Here is an 18010-nt window from a genome sequence, read left to right on the forward strand (position 1 = left end):
ACTAATTATCGATGAATCAAAAAAACTATAAGTCGATTGCGCATAATGCGCAATACTATATTCAAATAATTAAACATTCTCTATTTTTTATACTTTGGGCAATCGTCTTAATCTACTGTTTTTTAATTTTCATACCAATACCAAATAGCTTAGGAACAGATTTAGAGTTATCTTGGCAATTTGCTATTAGCCGCGCAGCTGTAGACAAACTGATTTTTGGGAAAGACATCATATTCACCTACGGTCCGCTTGGATACTTAATTCATGGAGCAGCGTTAGAGCAAAATTTCTTCACAGTAACAAAATTTCGTTTTATTGTATACTTCATTTTGTTTGTAGCGGTCTCTTTAAAAATAGTAAATCTAAAGACGAGTTCACAAAAATTAGCGCTGTTCTCAAGCTGGTTTTTTCTGATTTCGATAAACGTATCAGTGACTTATCAAAATATATCAGTGGATTATCAAATCTTATTTATATTTTTAATTATTTTATCTATACTCGATCGCTTACCTATAAAGTTAATTAGATTGTGTGCTGTAAGTTTAGGTGCTTTTGCGGGTTTCTGTCTATTAACCAAGTTTACTCTTGGGATAGCTACTATTGGTTCTCTCGTTCTATTCTTTTTTGGAAATCTTTTTAGTTGTATTAAGAAAAACTCAAATTATCTTATCAGTCTTTTTGCCTTAATAGATTCATTATTAGCCGCAATATCAGTATCTTTCCTACTATTATCACCAGATTACTACGTATCAAACTTCCATAAGATACTAGTTTGTCTTGTTTTTTCTAGTGCTGCTGGATCGCTAGCTTGGGTTCTTCAGCTAAAGCTAAACCGTAAGATCGTTCTTAAAATAGGAGAAAAAATTATTAAGAGAGAGAACTTCAGTAGTAAATCTGTTGTTTGGACTGTAAGTTGGTGCGTATTTTACGTAATTTACTGTGTTTGTTTTTTTGCAATCATTTTTTACTCTTATCCTTCTTTGATAGATTATTTTAAAAACTCTATAGATATGGCATCTAACTATTCTAGTGCCATGAGCCTTGTTGGTCCCCGACGAGAGTTATTTCTTGCAGTATCAGAACTAATTTTAATATCTATTCTTTTAGTTTTAGTCGCAAGAGTAGGAAAGTTGGGTTTTGCATTAGCTTTGTTTCTATGTTTATTTTTAGCTTTTAAGCATGGATTTGTACGCCATAGTGCTAATCATATTATTATTTTTAGTTGGTGTACGTTGATTATAGTCTCATTATCTATACCAAAACTGAGAGCAATACGCGCTCAAAAATTTTCTTATCTGCTATGTCTTTACGCCTTAATTATAGCTTTTATATTTTGGATACCATTAGGAGCTAGTAGTCCTCGCTCTGTTACTCCAGATATGGCGATCGCAAATTTATCACAATTATTTAATGTAATTTCTTTACAGGCTAGCGTACGAGCAAATAGCAACAATAATTTAGCTGCAAAAAAATTACCTACTAGTATGACAAGCATAATAAAAAATAAAAAAATTGATATTGTTCCTTGGGAAATATCATTAGTAGCAGCAAACGACCTAAACTGGAAGCCGCGACCAATATTTCAATCTTACTCAGCTTATACAACTGCTCTTGATAACATTAACTTTAAAAGTTTATCAGCAGAGCCGAGAGACTATATCTTCTATGATTTTTCTGCCATAGATGGTAGACATCCTTTTTTTGATGAACCTAGAACTTTTACTTATATTTTTTGTAACTATAAATTAAATTCTTATCTATCTAAGTCTATCGAACCAAATCAATTTTCTTATCCAACAAACTTATTACTTTTAGAAAAGCTTCCTTCGAGTGGATGTTTCCCAAGTGTTTCAACAAGTAAAACGTCAACTGTCCGTTGGAATAATTCTCAGCATATAGAAGCAAGCGATCGCTCTATAATTCTTGCAAAAGTTAAATTCACGTATTCTCTCTTTGGTAAAATCTATAAAAGCTTGTTTAGAAGCCCACCTGTAATGATGCAAGTAACTTATGCAGATGGTAGCAAACGAGACTACAGAATTATTCCTGAGAATTCAGAAAATGGTGTTATAGTTAGTCACCTACCTAAAGATGACAATGAAGCTTTGTCTTTCTTTCGCAGACAATTACCCGCTCAAGTCCAGTCATTCAGGTTCCATGCAACTAATTCTCTCTTATACTCACCAACCATAGAAATAAATTTTTTATCACTACATATCTGATTCCTCTTTTGTTGCTTGGGCAGAGTTAAAATAAGAAAAGGAGTGCTAGAAACTATGCTGTGGCTATATTTCTTACAAGATACACCTTGGGATGTTAAAGCCTTGCGATAAATCTGATTGTGTTAATCAAAGTGTTAGTTGGGGACGAACCGCTCGTATTATGTATAGCTAAACAGTCATTGGTAACTTAGGTAGAACAGCAAATGCTATTGTCTTGGTTAATGCCTACGCTCTGCTTGTTTTGAATGAACTAAGAGGTGCTAATCGCCTCATCTATTGCATTGAGCTGGATTTTCTTCGCCTTTACTTTAAACTCGCAGATTATCGCTTTTCTTATGCTATTACGCTTGGCATAAGAAATCAAGAAAATTGAACAGCTAAAAAGCAACGCCGAGTCGCCCTACGTCTGCGACATGAATGTACGTGGTTTTGGGCTTCCCGACCGCTTTTCGATCGAGAGAGATATTGCTAAGTAAAAAAAGGATAGTAGGTTGGGTTTTCTACTATCCTCCACTTATTGTTGTATTGCTTACAATTCTAGTACTTGTACCTGCCAAATTGTACCAGCTATGTTTTCACATCTAGTTTTTTCCGATGGCTCAAGGCAGATTTGAACTGCCGACCTTGGGCTTATGAGTCCCAAGAAGAAGCTTTATTTATCAATACTTTCAGGCTTTAAAAAAGAATTTTACCCCAAACTTACCCCAATAATCATAAATAGTACCTCATTCGCTTCTCGAACGCTTGTCCACCTTCTCGAAAATTATTTGCTTAAAAAGATTATCTAGAGATTCCAGGGTCAACTAGCCCTAATCGTTACTAGCCGTTGTCTGTAGCGATGACAATTGCTATATTGTCAATGTATTGCAAGTATGACAAGTACAACAACGATGCTAACTGTCAGATTGGACGAAGAAACAGAACGACAGCTAGGAGATATCCTAGCCCGCGAAAAAGATACTAATCGTAGCGAGTTGATTAAACGCCTTATCCGCGATCGCTGGCTGACATTGCAGGTAGGTAAAACTCTGGTGGAAAGACGCGGCGGACACCCCCAGCATTTATTACAGGATGCTCCAGCCGATTTATCAGAACGCCAAAACCGCAAAGCGGCGATCGCTGAATATTTGAAGAAACGTCACTCATGACCTATCATCCGATTGTTCTAGCGGATAGCGGTTTTTTATTTGCTTACTACAGTGCCAAAGATAAATATCATGGCTTGGTACGGCGCTTCTTTGAAAGCTTTACGTCGAAGCTACTAACGACATCGCCTATTTGCACAGAAGTCATGTGGCTGCTTAGCTCCGACTGGCAGACACAAAATGAATTTCTTTTAGATGTGGCTAAAGGACTTTATGAGTGCGAGCAACTTTTACCACAAGACTTTTCCCGTATTGCTGAACTCAACGCTCAGTATGCCGATCTCCCAGGAGACTTTGCCGATTTATCCTTGATTGCTATCTCCGAGCGTCTAGACATTGCAGCGATCGCTACTTTAGACAGTGATTTTGATATTTACCGCCGCTATCGGAAACAGCCTTTTGAGCGGGTGTTTCGACCGGAGTAAAGAGCGTTTTCTCAATCTCCGCCTTTGCAAGCTTTTTCACGCTCGACTCCCTCCCATTCCAACAAACGTTCTCTATACCTCTCCATTTTCAAGTAACACTGTCTTGGTAGCTTTCTCTGACATCTGATATTTTTTATTTATAGTATCTTTATTTTGTGAAATAAGTATTTTACAGCATTCTTACAAAGATCGAATTATTATTTAAATATATGCTGTAGGAAAATATTTGCAATAGACACTGTATTTAGTTCCGATTATTTAAGTTTTTATACAAAGTTTTCTACCTATTAAATTGAAATCAAAAATTTCAAAATCATCCCGAAGTGAGTTGGCTTTTTAGAAGCTTCGGGCAAATTGCTGTCAAACAATATTCTACTAACAAACTAAAGTTAGCAAGCATTTTTTATGTTTGAAAAATATCTTCTACAATTTCAATCAGCACTTAACGATGAAATTAGAGCCTTAAGAAAAAGCGGCGGACAAAAAACATTCTTAAGCGATGGGTGCTATTTAGGCAAACGCTTAGATCGGTACGTCTATTCTTTTACTGCTGATACAGAACTCCGCTTTCCAGATGATACACCAGTCGATCTAGAATATCGTGGAAAAAAGTATAAAGGCACTATTGTCTCTATTGAAGGATTTGAGCTGATTCTAGGATTAGAAAATCACCTCGGAGACGCGATCGCCACAGCAATACTTTTTACCGCTCCTTGGTTTTTGTTAGAGGAGTTGAAAAAGCGTCTAGAAGAAGTCAAAAACCTAAAGAGTGCTAACGTTTCCCTGGCTTTAAAACTTTTAGGAAAAACATCTGAGTCTATTCCCGCTACTAGCAGTCAAGCTCATAAAATACTTAACAAGTTAGAGCAACAATTAGGAAAGCCGATTGAGTATAACGAGAATCAATTGCTAGCTATCGATAAGATTCTCTCCCAAAATGTCAGCTTCATTTGGGGACCACCTGGTACTGGTAAAACCAAAACGCTTGGTATGGCGGTAGCTACACTCGTACAAGCTGGTGAGTCTGTGCTAGTAGTTGCCCACAGCAACGCAGCTGTAGATGTAGCAATGCTAAGTGTGGCTCAGTATTTACAAGCTTCACCTGTTTACAAAAATGGTTTGGTACTGCGTTATGGAGTAACTAATCTGTCGAGCCTCGATCGTTTTCCTCAACTTCATGTCAGGGGTGTACTGGAGCAACACAACCCAGCTTTATCATCGCAAATCGAGCAACTGGAAAAACAGAAGAAAAGCTTGGTTAGGCAGTCGCGAAATGAAAAATTAAGTGATTTACAGCGTCAACAACTCAAAACTCAAATAGCTCTAGTTAAACAGAAGTTACAGCCACTCAAAGAGCAGCTGAAAGAAAAAGAAGCGGAGCTGATTCGGCAAGCCAATGTTGTCGGCTGCACGCTATCTAAAGCTGCGATCGCCCAAGAAGTTCACCAACGTCGCTTTGATGCCGTAGTCATAGATGAAGCAAGCATGGCTTACATTCCTCACTGTGCTTTTATTAGTACTCTAGCGCGTCGTCGAGTCGCTGTTTTTGGTGACTTTCGACAGTTGGGACCAATTTCACAGGCAGACACCGAAGCAGCTAGAGAATGGTTACAGCAAGATATTTTTAATGAGGCTGGAATTACTGCTTCAGTCAAAAGAGGATGTACCGACCCAATATTGGTATTACTGAAAATCCAGTACCGTAAGTAGCTGGACAGTTTTAATTACATAAATGAGTGGTATGATTTATTAACAAATATTCCTGTTGTATATTCATAGCACTCTGCGATGATATTCATTAGAGAAATCAATTCTCTCTCCTCAAAGCTGTTAGAACGAATTTATCGTCAAAGCCGACATCATCAAGTACGTCAAAGAGCGCACTGTTTAATTTTAGCTTCACAAGGAGTCAAAATAGAAGAGTTAATGAACATTTTTCAAGTCAGTTATAAAACAATATATAACTGGTTGAATCGATGGGAATCAGAGGGAATGGTAGGACTATACAACAAACCAGGAAGAGGTAGTAAACCGACATTTAATTCTCAACAAAAAGCAAAAATAAGAGAGTGGGCGCAGCGACAGCCAAGGCAATTAAAACAGGTAGCACAAAAGATTAAAGAAGAATGGGGAATCACCATCAGTACCAAAACAATCAAAAGAATATTGAAAACACTGTCAATGAGTTGGCATCGGATGCGTCGAGGGTTAGGCGGAAAACCAAACCTGCAAGAATATCAAGAAAAACAAGCGCAGTTAGAAGAATTGAAGCGATTGGATGAGCGGGGTGAAATTGACTTATATTACTTAGATGAAACGGGATTTTGTCTGATTCCTTGTGTTCCTTATGGCTGGCAAAATATTGGAGAATATTTAGCGTTGTCCAGTCGCCGTAGCCGTCGATTAAACGTTCTAGGAATCCTAAATAGAAAAAATCATCTTGAGACTTATATTTCTTCTCAAAGTATTAATTCTGATGTGGTTATCACTTGCATTGAGACTTTCTTTTCTACAGTAAATAGACCAACATTTATTGTCGTTGACCAATCTTCTATTCATACCAGTGATGCCATTCTTGATAAAATTGAAGAATGGTCTGAACGTGGAATTACTATCTTTGTATTGCCCCCCTATTCACCCCAATTAAATTTAATTGAGATTTTGTGGCGGTTTATGAAGTATCAATGGATTGAAATAGATGCTTACAAGACTTGGGAAACTTTTGTGGCATCTATTGAGAAAATCTTGAAAGAAGTAGGTAAAAACTATGTAATTAATTTTGTCTAATTACTTATGCATCCAGATATTGCAGCTATACCCAATCGCCTTTTTTACGATAGCCAGCTAGTAGATGGTGCAAGAGTAAAGGAGCAAACAACATCTATTGCCCAAAATCCACCCAGTTCTGGAAATGCGCTTGTCCTTTACGACCTTACTAAATTGTCCGCTTTCTGTTTCAGCGAGGAAGAATCTCACAGCCGCTTTAACTTTATATCGGCTTTAGTAGCGGTTAATCTAGCATATGCCAATGTTCGAGCAGGTAATTCCAATATAGGAATTATTACTCCTTATAATGCTCAGTCTCGCTTGATTCATCGACTATTAAAAGATTTATCGATTGCCGAAAAGCTGGTGAAGGTAGCAACAGTACATCGCTTTCAGGGGTCGGAACAAGATGTAATTATATTTGACACGGTTGAAGGTCCACCACGAGAAAAGCCAGGACTACTGGTAACTGGCGGAATGGATAGCACTGCTATGCGACTGGCTAACGTAGCGATTAGTAGAGCTAGAGGAAAATTCATTGGAATTGTCAACTATTCTTATCTGCAAAACAAGCTCAATTCATTTAACATCTTTCGTAAACTGATCGATCGGGTAGCAGCGCGAGCAAGTATTCATTCTATTACCTGGTCAAAAGAGGCATCTGCTAACAACTGGAAGCTAGATCTCCCAGGAGTAACCTGTTTTCCGAATAGTCATACAGCGTTGAAGCAAATTGAATCGGAGATTACCAAGGCTAAAGAAGAAATCGCTATTAACTGGTCAACCCCGCTAGCTAAACACCATTTTTCTGCTTCTATTCTCAAAAGATGTCATCCAGAGCGCGTTCGCTTTTATATTACTGGACAAGGCTATCAAAGTTTTGCTATTGGGCTACAGAACACTCAAATTTGGCAAGGGCGATCGCAACTCAATATCAGTTTGGTTGGCATCGATCGCCAGTGCTTATGGATATACGTTAATCCTGCTTCCCCTAACTCAGTTGTATTGCGTCTAGACTTGCCACAAACAGTTAAGCTTCTCTATGCTTTTTGGCGATTAGTACCTAGTGAAGAAGTTAAGCAGGACACCCTATTAGAGAAGATTGCCAAAGGTCAAAGTCCGGTAGGGATGCCTTGTCCTGTGTGCAGAAGTCTTTTGTATCCTACTGTCGGCAAGTATGGTGCTTATCTAGCGTGTACTAATAAAAATAAATGTCGTTACACTAAATCAATGTCTTCTACCGATGCCACTAATTGGGCGCATCTAAATAATATCAAGTGTACAAAATGCCGTTCTCAAGTAAAAGGTTGTAAAGGTTACAAAGGTGTTTTTCTCAGATGTACAAACTCAAAGTGTGATGGCTGGACACCATTAGAAAATTTTGTAAGTTCTATACAAAATTTTCTCTTTTGTAGAAAACCTCAAGATCTTACAGATTTTCGTTGTCCAGCAGGAATTACATATTCAAAACCAGGGCAGTTCCTTACAATTCCATCACCGCTAGGATTCATTTTCTTGGGATTCTCTGTGTATTGCCGCTGGCAGTTTTTTCTCACGCGCAATGCAAGACTTGCTAACGCTCGATTGTTGACAGCATTGGCTGTGTTGTATTCGTGAAGTTTACCAGCAAAGAACGCTAGAGTCCCCCATACCAGTAATGCAGCAATCGGAATCGCATAGGCAAGTTTAACCGAATTTATGGCAATTTTCTTCGCCGCTTGGGTTCCTAGTAAGACTTGCTTTTGTTCTTGAATCAGGTTACAAGTTGCATCGACCAGACCATTTGAGATCGTGTTTATGTTTTGCCGCTCGGTAGCTAGACTTGCGATCGCCTCATCTAATTTTTGCTCTAAACTGCTATGGCGATCGCCGAACGCTATCAGCCTGTCTTCAACCAGTTGCGCCGACTGTTGGATCTCTTCCTTAGCCTGTACAATCCTGCCATCTGACCTGCCTAATTCTTCTACTGCCGCAATATTTTGAGCCACGCAGAAATAGAAATCAAACAACTCGTTATCGAGAAAATATTGGTTGTCGCTCAACCACTCATACACGCGCTGCTGGGTAGCGGCGGACTCACGAGTAAGTCTTTCGGCAAGCAAAGCTTGAAGCTGGGTTTGTCGATCGCCCAGAGAAATTTTATTTCGATGACTGATTTGATTCATCAATTGTTTGCCCTGAGATTTTCTACGCTAAAGTTAGCCATAGCTAAAACATCGTAGGCTCGGCGCAGGTATGCTCGTAACCCAGCTAGTTGAGCCGTACTAAATCCCTTGTAACGACGTGCCTCTGTAAAACTCAAGGTGTTTTTATAGATTTCCGTCGCCGTATCTTCTCTCAGCTTTGGTAAATCGATGACTCGTAGATCAAATTGCTGTAGCAGTTGGGGTGTGATGAAGCTATTGAAGCTATCCCACTCTTCGCACTTACCTAAATTTCTCACCAGGATATGCTTGACCTTATCTTGCATGAATTCTAAAGTCCGCAAAAAACCCTCATAACATTCCTGCGAATCGTCGAGTAAATACCAGTTCTGAATTTCAACTCCTAGATCGATCGCGGCGGCTAAAATATCTCCAGCATTCAACCAGTGATTAAATCCTTCCTCAACGTTACCAGGTAAATCTAACAGCACCAGTTTTTCCAGCGCCAAATCCAGAATGCGATCGGGAATCTTCAGATGGCGGTCTAGTTCGCTAAACCTCGTCGGCTGGACGAACTGGGGGTAAGCTTTAATAAAACTTTCCTGGCGATCGGCATCCACTGCATAGCAATCTAACCCTGCTTCCAAACAATAAGCGGCTTTCAGCTTTGAGAGCAAAGTTTTGCCAACTCCGCCCTTTTTACAATTCGATAGATGAATGGCGGGACGAGTCGGAACGATCGCATCCGTTTGCTCTGACTCCACTACTTGGGATTGTTTAGCTCTAGCCACAACTTCCACCTCTTTTATTTATTGGAGAACAATCGCTCGGCGGCTTCTTGCTTGATTTTTGGTAGCACCGCCGCAGGCTGAGTGTTGGCATCCTTAATCGCTACCTCTGGTTTCCTAGTTGCTGGTACAGGCACGGCAGGAGGAAGAGTTGAATCCGAGCTATCGGAGTTATCTCCTACTTCTTTCTCCAACTGGCGGCGATACTCCGTGTGGTATTGCTTCAAAGTCGCAGCACTAATCTTGACCCCACTTTCGGCAATCGATTTTGCTAGGTCGTCATATTCACAACCCCTAGCCAAAGCCGCCTCAATTCTTAGGTGCAATTTGGCTACTAATTGCCTCAAATAACCAGGCTGGGTAGCTTTACTTTTCGTTTGGTCAATCTTTTTGGCGATCGCCTTTTCTAAGGGGCTGAAGTCCGTCTCATTCATGTCGTATTCCCCAAGACTCATTAGCTATGGTAGTGTATCAACAGCCAGTCAGGACGCGGCAAGAACGGCGTTTTGGATGCACCCTAGCGGGTAAATCGTACTCGGACAAATTCAGCTATATACGAGGAAAATCCCACACCTGATGCACCCTTACAGAGTGCGAAATAAAGGTACTGCCATCCCCGTATAAAGCTACAAAATATTGATTTTGGTAAAGAAATAGCAATACAGCAATCTCGAATGAAAACTTCATTTGAGCAAGCGATCGCCAGTTAGCAACTACTGGTGTCCGAGAGCGATGTTGACAAGTAATTGGTTCAGCCAATCGCCATAAATTTAGCAGTCTTTATTCCCCCCACATTCTCATATGGTTTGTTCAATTGGTAGGCTCTATGCCAAAGTCGAGGACTATACCCAAAGCGACAGTTACTACATTAAAGGTGGAGGTATCAACCAGTCAGAATGGTACGGCAAAGGTGCGGCTCAGCTAGAGTTGAGTGGCATGGTAAAGCCAGAAGACTATCACAAAGCGTACAAAGGGTTAGACCCAGAAGGCAAAGCTTTACGACAGCAGCAGGCAGGTAAGAAGCAAAACCCAGGTAGAGACATTACTCTATCCGCACCTAAATCGGTCGCCTTGGTTGGTTTAGTCAAAGGCGATCGGCAAGTACTGCTAGAGCATAAAGCAGCAGTCCGCACTGCGATGGACTACGTAGAGCGCAACTGCATATTTACCAGAACGGGTAAGGGAGGAAAGGAGCGTTATCAAACCGACAATGCTTTATTTGCCATCTTCCACCACGACGACAACCGCAACCAAGATCCGCTAGTCCATAGCCACTGCATTGCATTTAATCAGACAGCAGGAGCAGATGGAAAGTGGCGCTCGATGGATAACCGCGAACTTTACCAGCAAAAGATGACGATCGGCACAATCTATCATCACGAGCTGGGTAGAAGACTAAAAGCATTAGGATACGAGTTGGAGTGGAATCGCGACGGCACGTTCGAGGTCGCAGGCTATACACAACAACAGCTAAAAGTTTTTAGCACTCGCCGCTCGGAGATCGTTGCCGCTGTTGGCATGGATGCGAGTGCCGAAGTCAAAGCCCAAGCTTGCACGACAACACGCAAAAACAAGACTTATAAAACAGCAGAGGAGCGAGAATCGCTAGAAATAACTTGGCAACAACGGGCAGAGGCAGCAGGAATCGAGCATCCGCAGCCAAAACTGCGGCAAAACCTTGAAGAATCCTATCACCACTCCTCGCACCCAGGTAGTACAGCCGAGCTGTTACGCAGCGCCATCGAAGTTAAGTGCGATCGCGCTGTTGCTTTTCCCCGTCACGCACTACTGAAAGAAAGCTTAATACAGTCACAAGGTAACTACAGCTTGGAGGAAATAGAACGAGCAATCGATCGCGAGCCGAATTTACTCAAAACTCAAGACGGACGGATGATCACTACCCAAGCAGTAGGACGCGAAACAGATATCCTACAAAAAGCGCAGGTTCGTAAGGGTGGCGATCGCGCCCTAGCAACCGCCCAAGCTGCCCAAGAAAAAGCACGAGAGTTTGGCTTAAACTCTGCCCAGGAACGCGCCTTATCGCACTTTGCTACGAACCAAGATGCGGTCATGCTTTGTCAGGGAGATGCAGGAGTCGGGAAGACGTATACGCTCAAGGCACTACACGAGATCGTCCCAGCTAACCAGTCAGTACGAGGCTTAGCGCCCAGTGCCGCTGCTGCCGAAGTCCTACAACAAGATGCGGGAATTCCTTGTCAAACTTTGGATGCTTATCTGATGTCTCCACGCCAGTCTTTACCGCAGAACGAGTTGATTGTAGTGGACGAAGCTGGCATGGTGAGTAGCCGTCAAATGCAGGCTTTACTGGAACGGTTGCAGCAGACTAACTCTAGAGCAATTCTCATCGGTGACACCAAACAACTTTCGGCAGTACAGGCTGGCTCTCCGTTTAAATTACTTCAGCAACAAGCTGGGCTTCCTACAGTCGGGATTGATTTGAATGTCCGCCAGCAAAACCCGCAGTTGAAAGCAACGGTGGATCTAATCGCCGCTGGCAAGATCGAGCCAGGTTATCAGCAATTGCAACAGCAGGGCAACATTAAGCAAATTCCGATTGACAGTAAACGATTTCAAACAGTAGCCAACGATTACTTAAGCACAGATAAAAAGACGCGAGCCAAGACTCTGATCCTGGCTGGTACTAACGCTGAAAAGCAAATGATTACGACCCAAGTAAGACAAGGATTGCTCGCACGGGGTCAACTTGGTATGGATGCGAGAGAAATTACCGTTCTCAAGCGCAAAGACTTAAGCACATTTGCGATCGCCCAAGCTAATAGTTACGAGCCAGGTAATGTAGTCAAGTTTCACCAAGACTCCGCTAAATTCAGTCGAGATTTGTTCTATCGAGTCGATGCTGTGGATGCAAAAAACCAGACAGTTACTCTTAGAGACAAATACGGTACGACGCAAATACTACAACTAAGTCAGTATAAACAGCGCGAAGTTTTTCAGGCGGAAACTAGAGAAATCCGTGTCGGAGAACAGATGAAGTTCACGCGCAATCAGTATAAGCAAAACCAGGTGAACGGGCAACGCTTTACTGTCATCGAGTTGAAAGATGATGGTCAGATCGTCGTTCAAACCAAAGGCAAAACTCAAGCTGTAAATTCTGATGCCCTATTGCACTGCGATTATATTTACGCAGATACAGTACATAGCAGCCAGGGTAAAACTGCCGATCGCTGTATCTATGTTGCCAGCTCAGGTAATTCGCCAACCGTTGGGCGAGAAAGTTTTTATGTAGCCGCATCGCGGGCGAGACAAGAATTTATCGTCTATACTGCTAGTGCTAAAGACCTGGGGCTATCGGTACAGCAATCCAGGGGACAAGAGAATGCTTTGCCACTAGTTGTCAGCCATTCCAGCCAAAGTAAATCTAAACCAGTAGCGTCGCCGCCCAGTCAGACACGATCTTCGTCTGTTGAGCCACAGCGAGCCTTACAGGATTCAAAAATACCAGTTCCATCTCCTACAAGGGAGCAAGAATTTAAGCTTTTGGTTCAATCGAAATATTTAATTGAAGAAAAAGGGGAACGAAACCCGCAGAACTCCAAAGAAAAGATTTACAAATCGGCAGATGGTACGGAAATAAAATTGAATGGCGATCGCCTGAGAATTAAGCAGGGAGGATCGGAACTAGAATTCGGTCGCGACAATGCGACTATAAAAAATACTTTTTCTTGGCAACAAATGCAGGAGCAAATTCAAGCTCTTACTGCTGAAGCAAAACAATTCATTGCAATAGATCGCTCTCGCGATCGCGGACGGGGTATTAGTCGATAACAAGTTCTCAGGGGATCGAATTGAGAGGATAAAATCAAAAAAAATCAGGGTTTTACACATCTTCATATTTTCTCGACAACTTGTCATTATCAAAATTTATGCTGCAAAATAAGGTATTACCCTAGCAGTTGGCAGTCCGTGCTTAGTGAGGTTTGAGGCGGATTAAGGTTTGTATTGCTGGAATGATGAGCTTCAAAATAATTGCTTAATTAACTGTATTCAGGCATCTACCAATGACGAAAAGAAACCTAAAGCCAAACAGCTCGCTGTCGGAAACAGTACTCTTTTTAAGTGGGTTGCTCGCTCTCTGGTGGGCTGTCCAAAATCAGAACGTAGCTTTGTTTTTATTCCAGAATCCTCATCTAATCTTGCCCTACTTAATTCAAGAGATTGGGGTGGTTTGGCTGACGATTGGATCGATAGGAATTGTGGCTCTATTTTGGTTGCTAATTGTGATTTCTACATCCAACTCGTCGAACGTTTTGCGGGGAGCTAAGTTAGTTTCGTCGGGCAAACTCAAAAGCATTTTGCAGCAACAGCCCAAGCTCCGCAACCAACCCCAACTTAAAATTGCCGGAATGCCTATTCCATCTGCCTACGAGAATCGAGGCTTTTTTGTGGTTGGTTCTCCTGGCAGTGGTAAGACTAAAGCGATCGAGCAATTAGTTGCAACCTTAAAACAGCGAACTGATTTTCGCGCAATTATTTTCGATCGCGGTGGCGAACTGCTAGAAAAGTTTTACGATCCCACTAAAGACATCATCTTCAATCCTCACGATGCCCGTAGCTGCACCTGGACGCACGTTTACGAGCAAGCTCAACCTGCGACAATTGCTGCTGGTTTGATCCCGATGGAATCAGCTCGCGAACCTTTCTTTTCCAATGCAGGGCGAGCTGTGATGACAGAATTATTTCGTAAAACTAGAAATAATGCGGAATTGCTGGAGTTACTTCGGGGCAATGTAGAACAACTCAAAACTTTTTTAGCAGGTACTTTAGCTTATCGGTATTTAGAGGAAGCCAAAGTAGCGACTTCGGTGTTGTCAACGGCGGCTAACTACTGTCAGTTTTACGAATCCCTGCTAACGCCACAAGCAAAGGCACTGAGCTTTTACCAGTGGGGAGCTAGCGACAGCCCTAGATGGATTTTTATCACTTTGAATGAGGACGATACAGAACTATTCAAGCCCTTGTATAGCCTTGCTTTTGAGTTAATGCTCAAGGGGCTGCTTTCTAATCAACAACATACTCGCAAAACTGCGATCGCGATCGACGAGTTAGGTGCGCTCAACCAGTTGCCTAGCCTGAGCCGATTACTCAGCGAAAGCCGCAAGTTTTTGGGTTGTCCGATCCTAGGAACTCAAACTGAAGCCCAAATTACTAAAATCTATGGCAAAGAAGATACTCGCATCTTGCTCCAAGGTGCAAAAACAAAGCTGATCTTAAACTGTGCCGATCCTCAAACTGCTGAGACAATGGCGCAAGTGATTGGCAAGCAGGAACGAGTAGATTTTACCAATAACCGTAATCGCAGCCGGAATTACTCAGGCAGAGGAGCGGGGCATGGCAGCAGTTATGGCGAGAGCGAGCAAATTCGCGAAACTTATGCGGTTATGCCTTCCCAGTTGCAAGATTTACCCGACTTAGCGGGCTATTTGAAAATCTCTGGACTACCAGCAGCTCTCGTCCAAGTTAGAGTTCAAGACTTTTCTGTACGAGCAGAACGCTTCGTTCCCCGCTCTCAAGTATCTACTTCGCCTGCCGCAGCTCAACCAGTCAAAAAGGCGCAAAGCGTTCAGGAGCAGTGGGAAAATTTGCGATCGCAATTGATCGAGCATCAAAATCGCTAGATGCAGAGTCAATTATACTGTTTATCCACAACGGTAAACATGAGAATTTTTTTACTCTTGATTTTTCATCTAAAATCATATCATGCATTTTTATCTATCAAGCAATTTAAATTGAATTACTCCGTTTTATTGATTAATTCAAGTGCAATAGTTTTGAGAATGTGCTGTCGAGGAGTAGAAGAGATATAAAAATTTATCGCTCCTTCTAGATCTATTTGAGGTTCGCACAAAGCTTTTTCTATTCTTTCTTTTAACTCTTGAATACCAGAATATACATTTACTTGATTGATACTGCCCTGAAAGCTCTCCATTCGATTTTTAAAATCAGCGAAGGCTTCATTCGGGTCTTTATACCATTTGATACTTTGACCTGTTGCCGTTAGAGCTTCGTCATCTATACTTCCATCCTTAAGCCTTGTGGGTTTGTCATTTGAGTGAACGTACACGCTAATTCCATGTAGATTTTCCCAAGAGGGTTCTTTATGCCCTGTACAACGTTCATAGTTTATTTTGATAAAATCGTGATCCTGCAATCCTAAATATACAAATGGACCATTTTCCTGAGAGTACTTTATGATTGCAGGATGTATAAAACCTGCATCATCAGGGCTTGGTGGTTTCGGTTCTGTATCTTCTGAATCGTCATAATTACAATCTTCTATATCTAAAAAACCTCCATCAAAAAAATCATTGTCAGCCAGCATTTTGACAGGAAGTAGAATAGTAGATACAAACCAGTTTTTGATAGAAGAGAACCTTCTCCCAAATTCATCAAAAAACAAAGACATTGGATTTTCTCGATCGAGTATTAGATCTGTGCTTAAATCCACCTTGCTAAGTAATCTTCTTCGCTCAGATGCTACTACTTGAGAGTTTGTGTCAATGAAGTTACTCGATCTATCTTTAATAGTCTTTTTCTCAAGGGTTTGCTGGAGTTGATTAATTATACTTTGAATTTCACCATCCTCATTGTGCTGAAGAGCTAGATGCTTGATATAAGCCAATCTTAAATCATTAACGTAAACAGAATTCCCGTTAACTGAGCTGATATGTAAATATTCCTGGATTGCTCCGTTAAGATTTATATCCCAAGTTGATATACCATCAACTAAGCCGCCTTTAATAATTGCCTTTTCAAAATTTGCCCTATTTAGAATCGCTCCTCTCAAATCTACAAATATGAGAATGCTCTTGCTAAGATTTGCATCTTCAAGATTTGCGTCACATAAGCGTGCGTCTCTAAAAACTACTTTGCTCAAGTTAGCTTTTTTTAAGTTTGCTGACATAAAGTCTGCATTTTTAATGGTTGCTCTAAATAAATCTGCTCCTTCCAAGTTAGCATTGCTTAAATTAGCTTTTGTTAAATTTGCTTCCCTTAGATTTGCTCCTCTCAAGTCAGCGTTTCTTAAGTCTGCCTCTACTAAATTAGCCCCTCTAAGATCTGTTGCATCAAGTCTGGCATTCCTTAATGATTTTGCGCTAAAGTCTACATCTCTTAGATCGGCTTCACGAAGGTCAATCCCATCTAGGTTTAGCTCTTTAGGCTTTGCTCCTACAAGCTGCGGAAATATTTCAGGATTTTTTTCTCTCCAGCGATTCCAATCTACTGCTCCTCGATTGAGAATAGCTAGATGCATCTTATTCAGCGTTGCAAGAACTGGCGGCTCTGACAAGTCATTTATTTCAGTTATTCGACCCTCAATATAGTCAAAAAGCTGCTCTAGAGTTAAACTCAGCAACGAAGCAATTTTGGGAAAGTGTCTTCGGTCGGGCAGTATTTCTCCTTTTTCCCAACGTGCCACTGTAGGTTGTGTCACAGGAGGACTAAAAAGTTTACCGAATGCTGCCTGAGATAAATGGCTTGCTTCCCTAGCTTTCCTGATCAGTTCAGGAAATGATTTTGATGATGCTTGAAAACTAGGCACGGCTTTCTTTTATACGTGTATACGTAGTTTTTCTTGCAAATCTTAACAGTAGTTGGAAATACTTTTGATTGAAGATAATCATGCTTTACACATAGGATTGCATCTAATTATTACTGTTAAGTATAGTTTTTTTATAAACAATACGCTAGAGTAATACTCAAACTTAGCAAAAGAGCCGAGGTATTAGGGTCAACACCGCCAAGTGAAGAAGTCCCGCAACTCCCCGACTCTCTGCTGGCAGCTTACCGCCGCCCTGCTCAGACAAGCTGAGCAAGCTTTTTGCTTCAATTCTAACAGGCAAAGGTATAGCTGTCGCAGGAGAGATTGGGTGTGGCATTGCTTCGGCAGCAAGCAACAACAGGAGCAACATGAAACACCCCGAACAAAACATGTCGCAGCAAGAGGAAACATTGAAGTCTTCCAGCTTTACAATGCTCGACAAATATCTAACTGCCAAAATAGTTGGTATTTCACCTCACACTGTAAAAACTTACAGAGAGCGATACTGGCAGGCTGGCATACATTATGTCAGATGTAATTCTCGAATGATTCGTTACAACCAAGAGCTAATTATTGATTGGGTTGCTAACCGTTCTAATTCACCGGAGTGCCACCAGCGAGCAATTGAGGCTTATCTTGCTTCTCTTCTATCCAACAAGCCAAAAACTCGTGGTCGTAAGCCAAAGTAACTACCCACTGTATCACTGGGAAGCATTAGATTCACAGCAGTTTTTTGGATCTACTGCTTCCTTACCTACTGCTCTGTCACAGCTATTAGTAGCAGTTGCACCCTAGCACAAAAGAAAAGCTCGGAGACTCTCATTCACTTGGCTGAAGCCTGAATGTGTTAAAAATGCTCGACTTTAGCTGGGCAGCATTTTGCTGTTCATACAAGCTACAGACTGCATCCGAACCTACATAAATTACTAACACTCAAG

The 18010-nt window shown here is 41.3% G+C and carries 14 protein-coding genes; 9 read left to right on the plus strand and 5 right to left on the minus strand.

The window, feature by feature from the left end:
- Positions 1 to 11: 11 nt before the first annotated feature.
- From QH73_RS06390 to QH73_RS06415, 6 genes are all read left to right on the plus strand, one after another.
- The gene (locus tag QH73_RS06390; RefSeq protein WP_039715661.1) at positions 12 to 2222 is read left to right on the plus strand and encodes a glycosyltransferase family protein; all 2211 of its coding nucleotides are present in this window, start codon (positions 12 to 14) and stop codon (positions 2220 to 2222) included.
- An 872-nt stretch (positions 2223 to 3094) separates the two neighbouring features.
- Entirely contained in the window at positions 3095 to 3370 is a 276-nt protein-coding gene (locus QH73_RS06395) for a ribbon-helix-helix domain-containing protein (protein WP_236146891.1), read from the plus strand.
- Entirely contained in the window at positions 3367 to 3792 is a 426-nt protein-coding gene (locus QH73_RS06400) for a type II toxin-antitoxin system VapC family toxin (RefSeq protein WP_039715663.1), read from the plus strand. The genes QH73_RS06395 and QH73_RS06400 overlap by 4 nt, the downstream gene beginning before the upstream one ends.
- A gap of 405 nt (positions 3793 to 4197) precedes the next feature.
- The gene (locus QH73_RS06405; RefSeq protein WP_039715664.1) at positions 4198 to 5502 is read left to right on the plus strand and encodes an AAA domain-containing protein; all 1305 of its coding nucleotides are present in this window, start codon (positions 4198 to 4200) and stop codon (positions 5500 to 5502) included.
- Between the two features lie 78 nt (positions 5503 to 5580).
- The gene (locus QH73_RS06410) at positions 5581 to 6579 is read left to right on the plus strand and encodes an IS630 family transposase (RefSeq protein ID WP_039712782.1); all 999 of its coding nucleotides are present in this window, start codon (positions 5581 to 5583) and stop codon (positions 6577 to 6579) included.
- A gap of 6 nt (positions 6580 to 6585) precedes the next feature.
- Complete coding sequence (locus QH73_RS06415; protein WP_132866690.1) at positions 6586 to 8175, plus strand: C-terminal helicase domain-containing protein; 1590 nt, start codon at positions 6586 to 6588, stop codon at positions 8173 to 8175.
- A 547-nt stretch (positions 8176 to 8722) separates the two neighbouring features.
- On the opposite strand, the gene QH73_RS06420 is transcribed toward QH73_RS06415, so the two are convergent.
- The 3 genes from QH73_RS06420 to QH73_RS06430 all read right to left on the minus strand — a co-directional run bounded on the left by QH73_RS06420 (position 8723) and on the right by QH73_RS06430 (position 10249).
- Positions 8723 to 9493 (minus strand): P-loop NTPase family protein, encoded by a 771-nt coding sequence (locus QH73_RS06420; RefSeq protein ID WP_201277960.1) that lies wholly within the window; start codon positions 9491 to 9493, stop codon positions 8723 to 8725.
- A 14-nt stretch (positions 9494 to 9507) separates the two neighbouring features.
- A complete protein-coding gene (locus QH73_RS06425; protein ID WP_039715667.1) occupies positions 9508 to 9945 on the minus strand; it encodes a hypothetical protein in 438 nt (145 codons plus the stop codon).
- Between the two features lie 94 nt (positions 9946 to 10039).
- A complete protein-coding gene (locus QH73_RS06430) occupies positions 10040 to 10249 on the minus strand; it encodes a hypothetical protein (protein ID WP_132866693.1) in 210 nt (69 codons plus the stop codon).
- Between the two features lie 42 nt (positions 10250 to 10291).
- Between QH73_RS06430 and mobF the strand changes: the two genes are divergently transcribed.
- Both mobF and QH73_RS06440 read left to right on the plus strand, forming a co-directional pair.
- The gene (gene mobF / locus QH73_RS06435; protein ID WP_052290053.1) at positions 10292 to 13297 is read left to right on the plus strand and encodes a MobF family relaxase; all 3006 of its coding nucleotides are present in this window, start codon (positions 10292 to 10294) and stop codon (positions 13295 to 13297) included.
- A 338-nt stretch (positions 13298 to 13635) separates the two neighbouring features.
- Positions 13636 to 15147 carry a type IV secretion system DNA-binding domain-containing protein gene (locus tag QH73_RS06440; protein WP_165587625.1) on the plus strand — a complete coding sequence of 504 codons (1512 nt, stop codon included), beginning with the start codon at positions 13636 to 13638 and terminating at the stop codon, positions 15145 to 15147.
- Between the two features lie 116 nt (positions 15148 to 15263).
- On the opposite strand, the gene QH73_RS06445 is transcribed toward QH73_RS06440, so the two are convergent.
- Positions 15264 to 17072, minus strand: coding sequence for a pentapeptide repeat-containing protein (locus QH73_RS06445; RefSeq protein WP_052290055.1), 1809 nt, complete (start codon positions 17070 to 17072; stop codon positions 15264 to 15266).
- A 163-nt stretch (positions 17073 to 17235) separates the two neighbouring features.
- Positions 17236 to 17442: a hypothetical protein gene (locus QH73_RS06450; RefSeq protein WP_132866694.1), complete on the minus strand. Its 207-nt coding sequence runs from the start codon at positions 17440 to 17442 to the stop codon at positions 17236 to 17238.
- Here QH73_RS06450 and xisR point away from each other — a divergent pair.
- Positions 17441 to 17761 carry an excisionase family protein gene (xisR, locus tag QH73_RS06455; RefSeq protein ID WP_201277961.1) on the plus strand — a complete coding sequence of 107 codons (321 nt, stop codon included), beginning with the start codon at positions 17441 to 17443 and terminating at the stop codon, positions 17759 to 17761. The genes QH73_RS06450 and xisR overlap by 2 nt on opposite strands.
- Positions 17762 to 18010: the final 249 nt, after the last annotated feature.

Origin of the sequence: Scytonema millei VB511283 (assembly GCF_000817735.3) — a bacterium.
Classification (GTDB): domain Bacteria; phylum Cyanobacteriota; class Cyanobacteriia; order Cyanobacteriales; family Chroococcidiopsidaceae; genus Chroococcidiopsis; species Chroococcidiopsis millei_B.